The 15,900-nt window shown below is 47.7% G+C and carries 9 protein-coding genes; 3 read left to right on the top strand and 6 right to left on the bottom strand.

All coding sequences use genetic code 11. The features are described from left to right. The first annotated feature begins 109 nt into the window (after window positions 1–109). The 3 genes from NST40_RS25940 (at window position 110) to NST40_RS25950 (ending at window position 2,410) form a co-directional block, all read left to right on the top strand. Window positions 110–727 (top strand): pyridoxamine 5'-phosphate oxidase family protein, encoded by a 618-nt coding sequence (locus tag NST40_RS25940; protein ID WP_076277568.1) that lies wholly within the window; start codon window positions 110–112, stop codon window positions 725–727. A 111-nt stretch (window positions 728–838) separates the two neighbouring features. Next, window positions 839–2,140, top strand: a complete 1,302-nt coding sequence (locus tag NST40_RS25945; protein ID WP_036679816.1) for an aminotransferase class I/II-fold pyridoxal phosphate-dependent enzyme — start codon at window positions 839–841, stop codon at window positions 2,138–2,140. Window positions 2,141–2,290: 150 nt separating this feature from the next. Continuing rightward, window positions 2,291–2,410 carry a YjcZ family sporulation protein gene (locus tag NST40_RS25950; protein WP_212592220.1) on the top strand — a complete coding sequence of 40 codons (120 nt, stop codon included), beginning with the start codon at window positions 2,291–2,293 and terminating at the stop codon, window positions 2,408–2,410. Between the two features lie 525 nt (window positions 2,411–2,935). Here the strand turns inward: NST40_RS25950 and NST40_RS25955 are convergent. The 6 genes from NST40_RS25955 to NST40_RS25980 all read right to left on the bottom strand — a co-directional run bounded on the left by NST40_RS25955 (window position 2,936) and on the right by NST40_RS25980 (window position 15,875). Continuing rightward, a complete protein-coding gene (locus NST40_RS25955) occupies window positions 2,936–10,780 on the bottom strand; it encodes a glycoside hydrolase family 3 N-terminal domain-containing protein (protein WP_342410129.1) in 7,845 nt (2,614 codons plus the stop codon). 263 nt (window positions 10,781–11,043) lie between these two features. After that, window positions 11,044–12,264, bottom strand: coding sequence for an ABC transporter permease (locus tag NST40_RS25960; RefSeq protein ID WP_342410130.1), 1,221 nt, complete (start codon window positions 12,262–12,264; stop codon window positions 11,044–11,046). A 1-nt stretch (window position 12,265) separates the two neighbouring features. Then, window positions 12,266–13,012, bottom strand: coding sequence for an ABC transporter ATP-binding protein (locus NST40_RS25965; protein ID WP_036679788.1), 747 nt, complete (start codon window positions 13,010–13,012; stop codon window positions 12,266–12,268). Next, window positions 13,009–14,517: a DEAD/DEAH box helicase gene (locus NST40_RS25970; protein ID WP_076212745.1), complete on the bottom strand. Its 1,509-nt coding sequence runs from the start codon at window positions 14,515–14,517 to the stop codon at window positions 13,009–13,011. Before NST40_RS25970 ends, NST40_RS25965 begins: the two co-directional genes overlap by 4 nt. Window positions 14,518–14,614: 97 nt before the next feature. Next, window positions 14,615–15,391 (bottom strand): SDR family oxidoreductase, encoded by a 777-nt coding sequence (locus NST40_RS25975; protein WP_076141978.1) that lies wholly within the window; start codon window positions 15,389–15,391, stop codon window positions 14,615–14,617. Window positions 15,392–15,419: 28 nt separating this feature from the next. Further along, the gene (locus NST40_RS25980) at window positions 15,420–15,875 is read right to left on the bottom strand and encodes a chemotaxis protein CheX (RefSeq protein ID WP_036679793.1); all 456 of its coding nucleotides are present in this window, start codon (window positions 15,873–15,875) and stop codon (window positions 15,420–15,422) included. Window positions 15,876–15,900 lie beyond the last annotated feature (25 nt).

The following is a 15,900-nucleotide window of genomic DNA, read 5'->3' on the forward strand; positions in this document are numbered from 1 at the left end:
AACTATCTTAATTGGTCCTTTTTAATTGTCAACCACTCTACTATTCTTTAAAGAACATTTACATTGGAGCAGACGCTCTAGACTAAAAAAGAAAGAGGACGTGATCCCTATGCGCAGAAAAGAATTTAAAGTAGATCAGGAGGAAGAATTGGTCTCTTTTCTTAACGGAATGAGTTTTGGTTTTCTCGGTACAAGCGATGAACAGGGGCAACCGCGGGTGACACCGCTGAATTTTGTATATACAGATGGTTGTTTCTATTTCCACGGCAGTCATGCTGGTGGCAAAATGAAGGCGATCCGCAATCAGCAGCAGGTCTGCTTTACGGTAGCGGATGAGTATGCTCTTATCCCGTCTTATTTTAGCGATCCCGAGCTGGCCTGCCCTGCAACCGCCTATTTTAAAAGTGTGACCGCCTACGGCAAAGCCGAACCTGTTGAAGACATTAGTGAAAAAGCCAGTGTACTCTCCTTATTTATGAAAAAGCTCCAGCCCGAGGGGGGTTATGATTCCATCGATGCAGAGGACCCTAAATATCGTCCCCGTCTAAAGGGAGTTGCCGTTGTGCGCATTACCCCCGAGGAGATCACTGCGAAGTTTAAGTTTGGGCAAAACCTAAAAGAAGAAGAGCGCTCCGGCATCATTTCCGGCCTGTCCGAAAGAAATAATCCGCGTGATGAAGAAACGATAGAAATGATGAAAAAATACTGCCCTTTCCACGCCGAATGATATTTTTTAAAAATCGTATCTTTCCAAGTGACGGTTGCAATTGGCGGTGATATAATGTTAGGCAATGTTAACAGTATGTTATCCCCAAAGAACCCTGGAAGGATGAAACTGATGAATCCACTAGCTGGACAATTAAACGAAAGTATCAAAGCAGGAAATGAACATGTGTATGATATGCTCTCTACGCTTGGCAAAGAGATTTACTTCCCAAAAGAGGGCATCCTGAGCCAATCCGCTGAAGCAGGAGCTCACGCCAAGAAATACAACGCAACCATCGGTATTGCTACTGAAGGTGGCGTACCTATGCACCTCGGCGTCATTCAGGATAAACTCTCCGCTTACAGTCCTAAGGATCTTTATAGTTACGCCCCTCCGGCAGGTAAACCAGAGCTGCGTACTGTATGGCGTGAAAAGATGCTGCGCGAAAATCCATCGCTAGAAGGTAAAACCATCAGCAATCCCGTTGTAACCAATGCCCTGACTCACGGGCTTAGCATTGTCGCTGACCTCTTCGCAGAGCCAGGTGACGCGATTATCTACCCGGACAAGAACTGGGAGAACTACGAATTAACCTTCGGAATCCGCCGCCATGGGGAGACCGTTAACTATCCGCTGTTCACAGAAGAAATGACGTTTAACAGTGCAGGTCTGGAAGACGCGCTGCTTGCTCAAAAAGAACGCGGCAAAGCGATTGTGCTGCTGAACTTCCCTAACAATCCTACCGGATATACTCCAGGGATTAAGGAAGGCGATGAGATCGTTGCAGCTATCCTTCGTGCGGCTGAGGAAGGCATCAACGTTGTTGTTGTAAGTGATGATGCATACTTCGGGTTATTCTTTGAGGATTCACTTAAAGAATCGCTGTTTGGCAAACTGGCTCATCTGCATCCTCGTGTGCTTCCAATCAAGATTGACGGTGCGACCAAAGAAGAATTTGTCTGGGGCTTCCGTGTCGGTTTCATCACTTATGCCTCGGAGGACAAAGACCTGCTGGCAGCATTGGAGCAAAAAACACTAGGCATCATCCGTGCCACCATTTCCAGCGGTGCGCATCCTTCGCAGACCTTCGTACTAGACGCCTTGAAATCTCCGGAATTCGAAGCACAGAAGGAAGAGAAGTTCCAGATCATGAAAGGCCGTGCGAATAAAGTAAAAGCACTGCTGGATAGCGGCAAATACGGCGAGGATGTATGGACGTATTATCCTTTTAACTCCGGTTACTTTATGTGTCTGAAGCTGCATACTGTTGCGGCTGAAGATCTCCGGCTTCACCTGATTCATAATTACGGACTAGGCACTATTGCTTTGGGTGAAACTGACCTACGTATTGCTTTCTCATGTATCGAAGAGGAACAGCTCGAAGATCTTTTCGATCTTGTATACGCAGGTGTTCGCGATTTAGAAAAAGCCTAACTGAACTTTATATAGCTTACAATCAGCTCCGTTTTCACGGAGCTGATTTTTTTTGTACACGAATCCGACATTGGCCTATACACGCCCCTCTCTCCGCACATACAATACGATGTACTCAAGTACAACACACACACCGAAAGGGGAATGAACATGAGCGAAGAAGTTAGAGGCGGATATGGATGTTGTGGAGGTGGCCCATTCACTAGCACTGGCGCCATCCTGGTTCTCTTTATCTTGCTGGTTATCATCAGCCGTTCACTTTTTGTCTAACCATTAATGACAGTCTCGGGAGAGAGCTTTAAGCTCTTTCCTATTTTCAATCCCTTTTTTTCACAATAGACGTGGGTGCCCAGTAGGTCATGATAATGGCTGCTGTGACGTCCGCGTCTTTTTTTAAAATTCCACCTTGGTCTAAGCACCAACCGCACCAACCTTCGTTACCTCAGATCACATTTGCCGCACAAAAGCAGCTATCGGACACCGCAGACCCTAAAGGCAGTATAATCCCATATTTGGTTTCCTTACGGACCCCAAAGCCGTTATTGGCATGCCAAACCCCAAATATGAACCTCTTCATAGGGAATAACGCCACTGGTGTCCGAACTTCCCCGATAAAGGTTGTATATTTGCAAATAACGTCAACTGGGTCCGTAAGCCTCAGGGGATAATTATGATCGGCGGCGGAGGTGCGGGCTTAATGTAGATCCAAACCACACCTTAAAAAGGCTGTCGCAAACGTAGAAAATCTACGGATGCGACAGCCCAAAAGCTTAAAGTATCTTTACAACTGATGTATTACAGATTGTACAAGTTGTAGATCAAAACCGCTGCCTCTGCACGGGTGGTAACACCTTGTGGATGAATCCGCAAGCCGTCTCCCTTGATCAGGCCAGCACGTATTAGTGCTGCCACACTGTCACGTGCAAACGCTGATACTTGCTGGCTATCCGTGAAACGGGTCATTGAAGCTCCGTTGCCGGCTGGAAGCTGTCTGCCGGCTGCTGCAATCGCTTTTGCAGCCAATGTCATCATTTCCTGCCGCGTAACAGAAGCGTTAAGATCAAAGCTTCCATCTGGACGACCAGTGGCGATCCCCAACTGCTTCGCTATAGCCAACGCTTCATATCTGTAATCGCCAGGCTGCACATCTGTGAAGCTTTCTGCACTAACGCCTTCCAAGCCAAGCGCTTTTATAAGCAGGAGCACAAAATCTCCCCGCTTCACTTCCGCTTGAGGTACAAATTGATCCTCTGTCATTCCGTTGATGATGCCTTTGGAGCCAAGCACCTCAATCGCATTGCGGGCCCACTCAAATTTACCGATATCCCGGAATGTCTTCTCCGTAAAGGTGATACTGTACGTACCAGAGAGAATTCCTGTAAAGGAAACCATCCCTGTAGCAGCGATATATCTGCCACTTGGAACAACCGTTAGAATCCCCAACGGATTCAGACTATGAATCGTTATATGTCCTTCTTTACCGCGTTCTTCTGATCGTGGAATATACGGTAGGGACACCTTAACCCGCATGTCAGGACTGTTCCATACGGCTTCCTTGCCATTGATAGTTACGCTCAGTTTAAATTCTGGACGAGAATCTGAATCCACCTTGGTTATCGTAATTACCCAAGGGGTTCCTGCCTCTTTTGCCGCTTGTTTCAGCAGACTACCTGGCAGCTCCAGCACACCAAATTCAGTATGAACGACCAATGAAGTCTTATCATCTGCAAAGATTATACCGTTTGGCAATTGCAGCTCATAACCCTCAGCTTTAGCTACTGCCGGTATATCAACAGTAACCGCTGAAGTTGCTCCACTTAAGCCTGCTGTAGCAGCCTTTTTCAAGCTCTCCAGGTCTACACTTGCTCTCGCCGCACCGGTATTACTGTTCAGCACTGGTGTTGCTGTAAGGAGGGTGCTGCCGGTTACACTGCCAGCATTTCCGCTTGAATTCCCCCCTGTTGTTCCGCTGTTGCCACCACCTGTGGTACCCCCGCTTCCGGAAGTTGGTGCTGTCGTTGGCCGAGTAGTCGGTTCAATGGTTGGACTTGGGGTTGGTTCAGGCGTTGCTGTTGGTGTAGGTGTTGGATCAGGTTTATCCGCAGAAACAATATATTCAAAACTGGAAATATCACTTGGCTTCCAGCCCTCTTTTACAGCAATCGCCTTAATCGTCTTGCTCTTGCCTACATAAATCACTCCACTATAAAGTTCGCTGGCTGCTGTAGGTACAGTGCCATCCAACGTATAGTGAATAGACGCTCCAGCTGTAGCTGTAGTTAACTTCACGGCAACCTGCCCTGAATAAGTTCCCCCGGCAGGATCAGCCTGCGGAGCAGACACCGTTTTCATATCAACCACTCCGCTGATCACATACGTGAATGGAGCTACAAAACTGTTCTCCATGCCCTCTTTTACCGCTATCGTACGAAGAACTGTGACTCCTGCTGCGTCAATAGTTCCGGTATAAAGTGGACTGTCTGCTGTAGGCAATGACCCATCGGTTGTGTAATGAATCTCTGCTCCTGATGTCGCTGTAGTAAGGCTGATCGTTTGTAATCCGCTGTAAGCTCCCGGTTTCAAAGAAGAAACGGGTAAGGAAACCTTTGAATGAATCGGCTGCTCTCCTTCTTCCGTCCGTTCCAGCGTGAACCAATCTAGATTGGCACCGTCATTATTGAAGCTCATCCGTACTACCTGTTTTCCTTGCGCAAGTTGTACGACACCACTCGCCAGCGTGTAATTCGACCATCCACCTGTAGTAGGCATAGGCACTGTTGAGAGTTTTGTACCCTTTACAGATAACGTAGTGCTTACCCCGCCTTGTGCTGTAGCATACCGATATACAATTTTATAAAATCCGGCTTCAGTAATATCAAGGACATAATCCATGGAACCCCCTGCAACGGTAAACCCTACATTTCTAAAATCCAGCACACCGCCAGTCATGGTACTCTGAATTCCATTGGGTGCAGCATCGTAATAATTCTCGGCTTCCACCTTTAAAGAACCAGCGCCATCCATGATTTCTTCAGTATAAGGTTCTATTTGAATACCACTGAGCTCATATCCTGCTGATCCAGCTTGCAGACGGAGCTTCTGTTCACCCGCCTTCAATTGAAGAACGGTGCGTATGCCAACGGTTTGCGAGTAAAGATTCGGCACATCAACGGTTCTTAATGTCTTCCCATCCTCCGTTTTATAAATAATGCCCTTAGGAGCACCATTCGCGGAAGTTACGGTAAGCGTAAAAGCATAGTTTCCATCCTGCGGCACATTTACCCAGTAATCGATGCTGTCTCCAGCATCAATGCCGGTCAGCTTCGCTCCACTGCCTTGGCCGCTGACTGTGATCCCTTGCAGCTGGTAGAATTGATCCAGTGCGTTCAAGCTTGTGACTTCTATAGGTGCTGTAGCACTAGTTGTTCCTAAGAGCTTAACCTCCGCACGCAGCACGCCGCCACCACTTGAATCGGCATAAGCATTTGCAGGCACATTCACGGCAAGCTGTAAATCACTATAATACGGGGTATGATCATTCCAGGCCAGCGTCAGCTTCACATGGGTAGGGTCAAGTAAGGCAGCTGCCCCAATACTTACATGCCCCTGATCCTTACCTGGGCCCGAGACAGAAATGCTCTGAATGGCATCAGGATTAAATGTCCCTCCTGAAAGGCTGACTACCAATTCATTCCCGTTCACTTGATAAGGAAGCGTGCTCGGAGAAAGACTAATGCTCTCTTCGTCGTTGATTGCTGTAACTATAAGAGGCAATTTCAGAACATGTACGCTGTCAAAAGACTGATTTGATTCTGTCTGATACACATCAGCGGTAACCGTAAGAATACGATCCGTGTCGAAATCAATAATTCGCGTACCCGCTAATACGACCTTCGCTGTATAATCATCCACCCGGTATACGCTATTGACAACTGTACCTTCGTAACCTTCAATAGACCAATAAGCGGTGTCCAGTTCAGGTGCATATTTGTCATTTACTAGCTTGACGATAACTTCTGCACCCTCCTCATTTCCTTCTACCAGAGCAGTCTCTGATTGAAGCGCGGGGCCGATCGTAAGCGACTGCAGATGAAATCCTGCTCCATTTACTTTCATGGTCAGCGTCTGCTCCCCGGCAGGCAAGGTTACCGTTCCATTAGCTATTTGCCAATTGGACCATCCCCCCGTCTTCGTCAAAGCATAAGTAGCTGCCGTTACCGTTACTCCATCCTCTCCCGTCAGCAGTTCCAGCTCTGCATCATCCTGATTAGTAGCATAGGAGATCAGGAGTGGGTAGGTACCGCTGGCAGGTACATTAATCTTGTACTTCACCCAATCGCCGGGGTCAGTATAACCCACTGCACCACCCGTTACTAATACACCTGAAGCTGTCGTGTAGTCTTGCCCTTGAAGCACAGCAGGAAGCTCATGTGATCCGGAAGGCGCTTGGCGTAAAGCTAATGAACGGATATTATAACCGTTCCCGTTCGTCTTCAAGGTGAGCTTGTGAATGCCCTTGTTCAGAGAGATCAAGGATTGATAATCTGCAAAATCGGTCAGACTCTCCGTCTGCTGCACAATTGGAAGCGTAGCAATGACCTTACCATCTTCACTAATCTCCACCGATTTTCCGGCGCCATCGCTGAATTGAGCGGCATACTTAAATTGAAGTGAATATTCACCGCTCTCTTTAACATCAATCACATAGTCGAAGGTGGACGATGCGTCTGGCGAGAACCCGCCAATATAACCCTGCTCATTCACAGTGTAAACCCCTTGCGCTTCTTCAAAATCAACAGCATTCACTACACCCGGCACCGCCTGTATACCATTCAGACGTTCCCAGCTATAAGTGCCCACTGATTTCGCCGGCAGCACAGCACTAATTTGCGCACCGTCCACTAGCAATTTAAACGGCTGTGGATCCGATGTCTGGTTGATTACTACCGTCACAATCTCTTTTCCATCTGGACTAGCAAAAGCTACGTTCGTTACAGTACTGCTTGAGCCGTAGTCACTATCAATCCGCACGTACCCCGGTTTAACGAATTTTGTATATTGGCCCATCAGATAATATTCTGGCAGCAGCCAGTAATGGTTACGGTCTCCCGAATCCTGCACAATCGGGGTTGGGTCTGGCGTTCCGGTCCACTGATGGGAGGCAATATCACTGTCCAGCATCGCTACCCATGAGTTATAGCTGCGGGCCCAATTACGGAAATATTGAGCAATGCGGTCTGCGCCTGAGGTACCCCAGACTGCGCGTTCGGTCAAATATACATTTTTGTCAGGATAGAGATTATGGAGTTGGGTCATCAGACCAAGGTCACCGCCATAATCATGAAAAGCAGTTCCGTCCACCGCATCGTAGGCACCTAATTCAGGATTGCCTAGGATTTGTGCTGGATAGGCCATCGTGTCACCAGGATTATGATCAAATGTCCACAGCTTCACGTCTTTGAAACCATGTTCATCTAATTCCTTCCGCAGCAGTTTAGCCAGCTGGGCTTCTTGCTCCCACGGCATTTTGGTGCTTGGATATTCAATTTCCAGCAAAGGTTCATTCTGCAAGGTCAGACCTTCAAAGGTAATTCCCAGCTTCTCGTACTCCTGTACGAATTTAAGATAATATTTGGCCAGTACAGGCAAATATTCATCCTTCACTTGGCCTTTGATCATACTATCTGTAGTCTTCATCCAACCGGGCGGGCTCCAAGGTGAGGCAAAAAACTTAATATCCGGATTGATGTTTTGAATTTTTTTAACCGTGCTGATGATATGGTAGTCAATATCCTTTTGTATGGAGAAATTCTCCAAATTAATGTCGGTTTGTCCTGGAGGCATATCATCGTAGGTATAAAATTGTTTATCTGTAAAGTCAGCCGTCCCAATCGTCAACCTGAGCATACTCATTCCGATCCCCGATACAGGATCAATCATTTTCCGCAGCAATTCCTCCTGCTTCGCCGCAGACATCTTCGCCAGATTATTAACCGTCGATTCCTCCATAGAGGTACCGATCCCTAGAATAGATTGATATTTCCGGTCAGGATCAATATGGATCTCTGTACCTGCCTTCACGTCGGGAACCACAATATCCAGCTTCGCCTGCTCTTCCAGCTTCAAATCACCCTCTTGATAACGGTCAGCATAATACCACTTCCGATCGGAAGGATCTCGCTCACTCGATACCCAGGAGCTAACTACATCTGACTTAATAACATGTTTAGTGCTTTCCCCGCCATCTCCGGGATTCGATGGATCTACAGGCACATCACCTGTTCGAGTGAAGCTTACCCAGTTCAGGTTGATATCTCCACCGGTAAATTCCAGACGGATCTTTTGCAATCCTGCCTTCTTAAACACAACATTTTCTACAGCTTTCGTCTGCCAATTCTGCCAGCCACCTGTTGAGGTCACGCTTAATGTTCCTAGCTTAGTTCCCTCTGCTGATTTGATGTTGACGCCTGTAGTGCCACTATTAACGGAATAGCGGAAATCGGCTTGATACGTACCTGCTTGCGCCACATTCACGTTATATTCGAGCCACTGGCCAGCCGAGGTATAGCCGACATTGAGACCGCCACCTATATCCTGCGTATTTTCAGTTTGCAGTCCTGCGCTTTTGTTCAAAAAATCCTCTGCTTCAATTTTGCCGGGAATCGGCAGAGAAGGAATCTCTGGAGCTTCCGGATCGACAGGAGCGGTTGGAAGCTTTGGTGTTTTCTCATTTTTGGTCAAGCCATATCCCGTTTTGAACAACACATTAGTACTGTTATTGTCTGCCGGATAATTGTTCAAAGTGAATGGCCAACGAATTGGATTTTTGCCTACAAAATCCTTAGTACCAAATAACACATCAGCTACTCCAGCACCCTCTGTGCCTGGTAGCCAAGCTGCCACAAGCCCATCCCAATCTTCCAATTGGCTGGCTATCGTCATTGGACGTCCAGACACCAGTACAACGATAAGCGGAATATTAGGATCAGCAGCACGTATATTCGCAAGTGTCGCCAGATCCTGCTCATCCAGATTCAAGCTGGTCCGGTCGCCATCGGTCTCGGCGTAAGGTGTCTCACCGATAACAGCGATCGCCGCATCATAACCCGCAGCCCCACGCCCATTAAGGTTATATGTGACCGTTGTAGAAGCAGGAACAGCCTCCTTTATCCCTTCGAGGATCGTCGTGCCTTCAGTTATATTGCCTGACTTCCCTTGCCAAGTGATCGACCAGCCGCCGGCTTGGTTACCGATATTATTAGCGTTTTTACCCGCTACGAATATTTTATCCATCCCGCTTAATTGCGATAGAATTGGACTTCCATTTACCTCATCGTTCTTCAAAAGAACAAGCGACTCCGCCACAGCTTGGCGGGCTAATTTGCGGCTTTCTGCTGAGCCAAAAGCACTCAACAGCTCCGGTTCGCTTTTGGGATGCTCGAACAATCCTGAAGCGATTTTGACCTGCAGGATACGTTCTGCCGCATCATCTATGCGCTCAGTAGAGATTTTACCTTCGCCTACAAGTTCTGTGATGTACTTAATCGTATCCTTCCAAACGGTCGGCATCATGAACATATCGACTCCGGCGTTTACGGACACATTCAGTTGGTTCTTCAACCCGCTAACAGCTTTGCCCTCGCTATCCACTGTGATTTGCTGCACAGCGTTATAATCTGAAATAACGAAACCGGTAAAGCCAAGTCCGCCATTTTTCTTGTCACCCTTCAAAACATCGGTCAGCAAATGTTTATGGGCATGCATTTTAAGACCTTGGATGCTGTGATAGGAGGCCATAACCGTCTGCACCCCTGCGTCTACAGCTGCTTTATAAATTTTCAAATCCTTATCCATGATCTCTTGCTCGGTATATTTAGTGATGTTGCCTTGATTTACACCATTATCCGTATAACCTTCACCTAGATAATGTTTTGCAGTTGCCGTGATTGTATCTGTCCCTGCCAATGCAGCAGCAGTCCGTCCTTGCAGACCAAACACATAAGCCGCACCTAGTTCTGCTGAAATATCCTGATTATCACTAAAACCTTCATAGGTTCTACCCCATCTTGCATTATGAGGGGAGGCTATCGTTGGGGCAAATGTCCAGTTCGCTCCTGTTGCGGATACTTCCTTAGCAGCAGCTGCACCAATAAGCTCAGTCAATGCCGGATCATTAGCAGCCCCTAGACCAATATTATGCGGAAAAAGCGTCGCGCCTTTGACATTGTTATGTCCATGCACCGCATCCACCCCATAGAGCAGCGGAATGCCTAATCTGGTAGACAATGCACCATCCTGATAGCTATCAATCAAACTTCTCCAGTTATCGCGAGTGCTGTCACTTTCTTTTCCGTTAGGGAATGAGCCTCCCCCGCTGAGTACAGAGCCAAGAGCATATTTCTGTACCTCCTCAGGTGTGACAGCAGCTCTTTCTGCTTGAACCATCTGCCCAATCTTCTCTTCCAGCGTCATTCGGGATAATAGATCCGCAGTGCGCTCCTCCACACTTTTTGTGGGATCATAATACACTGGAACTCCTGCGGCATCCGCTGCGGCCCGTGGTATACCCGCCTCAAGCACATTCAAGAATAAGGACGATAGTAAAAGCGCCACCATGAATATTGATAATCTTCTTTTCACGCCTGAATCCTCCCCCAATACTGTTTTGTTGGTACGGATGACTACACCTATGAATGGAAGCGTATACATGTTGTAAGATACAGGCTTATTATGCTGGAGCCATCTGGTAAAAGACATACAGCATTTTTTAAATACTCTGTTCCGTTTTTGCAAATTTAAGGACTTGCCCGGCTCAAATTATGCTTCCAGCAAAAAAAAGGCTCTCTCATTCGTAGAATTTCTCTACTGTGAGACAGCCTTTTTATTGTGACTATGAAATTGCTTTACAAATCATCGTCATCTAATCGTGCCGCTTTGCGGGACAAGTATCCTTTAAACAGAAAGACTACCACAATACCTGCCGCTAAGGTAAAGATCACTGGCATCAGACGGTCACCTATGGAAGCTAAGAAAGGTAATCCAAGAACCAATGCCACAACCAGATGCGCACGGAATACAAATTGTGTTGTGTTGTCCGCCTTACTGCCTTCAGGAAAAGGATACACTGTCAGCCAAAAAGACTCGCTATGCAATTTGCGGAGTGCCGACAATTGAACACCAATGATGAACAGGAAGAACAAATAAATTCCGGTGCCAAAGTAACTATCACGGTTCCACCAATTCAGCAGCAGAGCCAGCACCGATATCCGCATAATGATTCCAAAGATATCGCCCCGGGCAAAGCTTTTGGTCAGCAGATACCGATAAGCAGTATCCTTGCGCCAAGGCAGCTTAGCGCCCCATTTGGAAAGATAACGGCGGGAATACACCCGTTGCTCACGGCCCGGCACATCCACGAACCAGCCCAGAACCATCAGCGCACGTGCACCTTGATTGTTTTCCATGGCGATCAGTCTTTCCCATGGCACAGCGTGACGTCCGGGCACAGACAGTGCAGCAAGATAGGCTGCTGCCAACAACACCATAAATATCAGGCTCGGGCCGGCAGGCTGCCACAACCAAGCAGCAATAATCAAACCTCCAACTGCCCAGCGCAAGAAAGCATACACACCTGCCATCGGACGTGACAGCATAGCTATCTCTTTCCATAATCCATAGCTCGCGATCAGCTTCACAGCAATCAGGATCAACACTGTAAATAAAAGTCGCTTGGGAGAATCATCTGTACGTATGTACAACGGCCAAAGGGTGATCAGTACAAATAACAAGCGAATGATCTTCCACACGTTTCCACTGACCCAGGTTGGTGCAAAATATTCCTTCATGCGGTGACCCTGAGGCAGCAGAAAGATCGTATCCGGGGTCTGCAAATAGGTTCGGAAGCTGCTATGCACTGTCGCAGGCAACAGTAATGCTAACATAATCCAGCGAATGGGAATGCCTTCAGGTACATTTTGTAGCAGCGAAGTATACCAAGCAGAGAAGACGATCAACACGAACAGGAAGACCATGGCTACGCCGCTTTGAATGATATATCCCACATAAGGAAGCATACTTCCCATGAATCGACCGCGCCGCGTGCGCCGCAGCTCTTTCAAATCCATATTATTTCCCTCCCTGAACCAGCTCGTAGAACAGCTGCTCCAAAGTCAGCCCCTGATGCCCGGCAGTTGCCGCTATTTCCGCCAACGTGCCCTGTGCAATCACCTTACCTTTATGCAATACAATAAAACGGTCGCAATAATTCTCTATTGTGGAAAGAATATGAGAGCTTAACAGAATCGACGATCCAGAGTTCTTCAGATCCATCATGAAATCAAGCAAGGAGCGGATCCCTAGCGGATCCAATCCTAAAAAAGGCTCATCGATGACATATAACGCAGGTCGTGCAACGAAAGCGCACATGATCATAACCTTCTGTTTCATCCCTTTGGATAGATGGGTCGACAGGGTGTCCATCTTATCCTCCATATGGAACAGCTTGGCAAGATGCGAGGTGCGGGATTCATAATCCTTTTGATCTACCCCATAAGCTCTGGCAGTAAATTCAACATGCTCACGAACCGTCATTTCGTCATACAGCAGCGGCGATTCCGGTACAAAAGACAACGCATTATTGTATCCAACGGGATCTTCAGCACGCGTCTTGCCCTGTACGGTGATATCGCCCTTATGGGGCGACATCAATCCTAGAATATGCTTCATCGTCGTACTTTTTCCTGCTCCGTTTAAACCAATCAATCCAACCATTTCACCAGGCTGCACCTGAAGTGCAATATCATGCAGCACTGGCTTATTCAGGCTGTACCCACCACTGAGACCCGTAATTTGCAATACGGGAGCATTATTCATTGACCGTCACCTCTCGGAGTTTTGTCTTTCAACCACTTTGGAGCTCCTTTATTTTTACGGTTCTTCTCACGTTCCGCATTGCTGCTGCGTTTGCTCCGTGCAGGAGTCGCATCTCCGCGTGCTCCCGCAGAAGGATTCGCGCTGCGCTGTGGATCGCGCTGTTGTTCTCCGCTTGTTGTTTCACTTGTGTTAATCGTAGCCATTCTTTTGGCAGGCGGTGTACCTGCTCCAACGGATGGCGACTGAACATTGAAGGCTCCAGATGTGCTAACAGGCGGCTTGCCGCTGCGTGGAGCAGATCCATCACGGCGTTGCCCACTGCCTTCATTACTCCGTCCCCGTCCATTGTGCAAAGCGCTGCGTGCTTCATCTGCTGCAAGCACCTTACCACCGACCATCTCCCGCTCCTCAAGCGCAATATCCAATTCGCGGGCGAATTTCCGCATGATAAAGGTCTGTTGCTCTGTAACTATTGTTACAGATAAGCCGCGGCGTCCCATCCGTCCGGTACGGCCTGCACGGTGTACATAATGTTCAGAATCAAAAGCCGGATCGTAGCTAACTACCAAAGAAAGATTCTCAATATCCAGTCCTCTGGCAGCTACGTCACTGGCAACAAGCACACGAAATTTGCCTTCCCGGAAACCTTTTAATACATTGCTGCGCGTTACCTTATCGGCATCTCCGTAAAGTGCTGCCGCAGTAAGCCCAAGATGATTCAGCTTAGCCTCAACCTCGGCAATATCATCTGTAGCATTCACGAACACAATCGCTTTATCGGGATTGTAATGGCGAATCACCCGGCGCAGCATGTCCATTTTGTTACGCTCTTCAGCAACAACATAATGATGCTCCAAGCTTTCAGCAGTCATTACACCTGGAGCAATCCCAACCTCTGCCGGATTCTTCATTTCACGATTAGCCAGCGCTTTCGTCTCTGGTCCGATCGTTGCCGACAGCATAACAAGCTGGCGTGAACGCAGCGCACTGCTGACAATCTTTGTAACTTCGCCGGCTCCGCTAAGCTGGAACATTTGGTCCGCCTCATCCAGAACAATAGTACTCACTTCATGCATCTTCAATTTACGAAGTCCAATCAGCTCGCGGATCCGCCCAGGTGTTCCCACAACTAGCTGTGGATGCTCACGCAGCTTGTCAATCTGGCGTTTGATTGCGGCCCCGCCAATAAGACCCATAACTCGGATTCCGCGCTGTTCACCATAACGTTCCGCCTCGCGTAAGATTTGCATCGCCAGCTCCTGTGTAGGAGCGAGCACCAGCTTTTGGACCACCTTCTGCTCCGGATTAATCGTTTGAAGCAGCGGCAATAGATAGGCCAGCGTCTTACCCGTTCCAGTCTGGGAAGCTGCAATAACATCTCTTCCCTCTAGTAGAAGCGGTATTGTCTGCTCTTGTACCGGGGATGGAGCGTTAATGCCGAATTCCGACAACCGGGCAATGAGGTCTTCCTGAATGCCGATAGCCGCAAAAGAAGCTTTATTCATAAGTGTAATTCATCCTTTTCGCTTGAGATAATATCTTCATTATATGCCAAAAAGGCCTCTCCACCAAATGGAAGGCCAATAAAGCTGACAACAGGGTCTATTTTCTGTTCATCGCATTATAAGTAAGCTTGTCCGCCAGGCGAGGAAACAGCCCGTAAAGCCGTATGCCAAACCCTGCCAGACCCGGAAGATCGAGCTCTTCTTTGCCGGTCTCCATAACCTTAACGATCTTGGAAGATACATGCTCTGGGGTCATCATCATCCGGGCTACACTCTTCTCATAATTGCCAGACGGGTCAGCCGTTTTGAAAAAATCGGTGGCAATCGGCCCCGGGTTCACAGCCGAGACGATAATTCCACTCTTCCGCAGCTCCTGACGGAGCGCATTTGTGAATCCGAGTACAGCATGTTTGGTAGCCGTATAGGCTACGGACTTGGCTGTGCCTATCTTCCCTGCCATGGAAGCCACATTTACAATCTGGCCGCTTCCCCGCTCCAGCATATGTGGAATAACAGCCTTCGTGCACCGGACAATCCCCATGTAGTTAACATCCATCATATCGTCAAATTCATGAGGCTCCATCTCCGTAAAAGCAGCAAATTTGCCGTACCCTGCGTTATTTAGCAAAATATCAATTCTGCCGTATGCCTCCAAAATTTGTGCGAAGGTCTTCTGAACACCCTCAGCATCTGTTACGTCACAGGTGTACAGTCCAAAAACGCCCGGGATACCGGCCGCTGTTTCTTTCAGCTTCGCTTCGGAACGTGCTACCAGGACAGGGATTGCCCCCTTTTTACTAAGCATCTGTGCCGTTAATGCACCAATGCCGCTGGACGCTCCTGTAATCACAACAACCTTATCTTTGAGTACCATGAAAAGTATTTCAGCTCCTAACTCTTGCCTAAGAGATCATCACCTGAATATCCATCTCTCCAACCCCATCCATCAACAACGGAATACTAAGCGCTTTACGAGGCATAAAAGACATGCTTTCCATCTTCATAATCTGAGGAGGACTTATATCCACCGAAACACCTTGATTATATAGAATGGTACTGGCATTCCCACTGATCATATTGCTCAGCTCTGAAATCGCACTTTGACCCATCTCATCCATCTCGGTGATCACAAAGCCACCCATCATAATCGATACCATTCGCAAGGCTACCTGCTCCGCGATACCAAATATAATATTTCCGCTCAGTTGGCCTGTCATCCCTACTTGAATCCATATATGATTATCGATCAGTTCAATTTCTTTAATGCCTAAACTCCCCGTAGAAGGCGAGACCTGAATTACTTGTTCTATAACAGTCCGTGCAGACTCTAGAAACGGATTAATTACTTCTGCTTTCATGAATGTCTAGTCTCCCCCTTTATCG

Origin of the sequence: Paenibacillus sp. FSL R10-2778 (assembly GCF_038593035.1) — a bacterium.
Classification (GTDB): Bacteria; Bacillota; Bacilli; order Paenibacillales; family Paenibacillaceae; genus Paenibacillus_AQ; species Paenibacillus_AQ odorifer.

Excerpts from the sequence above, each read along its gene's own strand:
- NST40_RS25960 (WP_342410130.1), bottom strand. The coding sequence starts at position 12,264 with ATGGATTTGAAAGAGCTGCGGCGCACGCGGCGCGGTCGATTCATGGGA.
- NST40_RS25950 (WP_212592220.1), top strand. The coding sequence starts at position 2,291 with ATGAGCGAAGAAGTTAGAGGCGGATATGGATGTTGTGGAGGTGGCCCA.
- NST40_RS25980 (WP_036679793.1), bottom strand. The coding sequence starts at position 15,875 with ATGAAAGCAGAAGTAATTAATCCGTTTCTAGAGTCTGCACGGACTGTT.
- NST40_RS25945 (WP_036679816.1), top strand. The coding sequence starts at position 839 with ATGAATCCACTAGCTGGACAATTAAACGAAAGTATCAAAGCAGGAAAT.
- NST40_RS25970 (WP_076212745.1), bottom strand. The coding sequence starts at position 14,517 with ATGAATAAAGCTTCTTTTGCGGCTATCGGCATTCAGGAAGACCTCATT.
- NST40_RS25965 (WP_036679788.1), bottom strand. The coding sequence starts at position 13,012 with ATGAATAATGCTCCCGTATTGCAAATTACGGGTCTCAGTGGTGGGTAC.
- NST40_RS25975 (WP_076141978.1), bottom strand. The coding sequence starts at position 15,391 with ATGGTACTCAAAGATAAGGTTGTTGTGATTACAGGAGCGTCCAGCGGC.
- NST40_RS25940 (WP_076277568.1), top strand. The coding sequence starts at position 110 with ATGCGCAGAAAAGAATTTAAAGTAGATCAGGAGGAAGAATTGGTCTCT.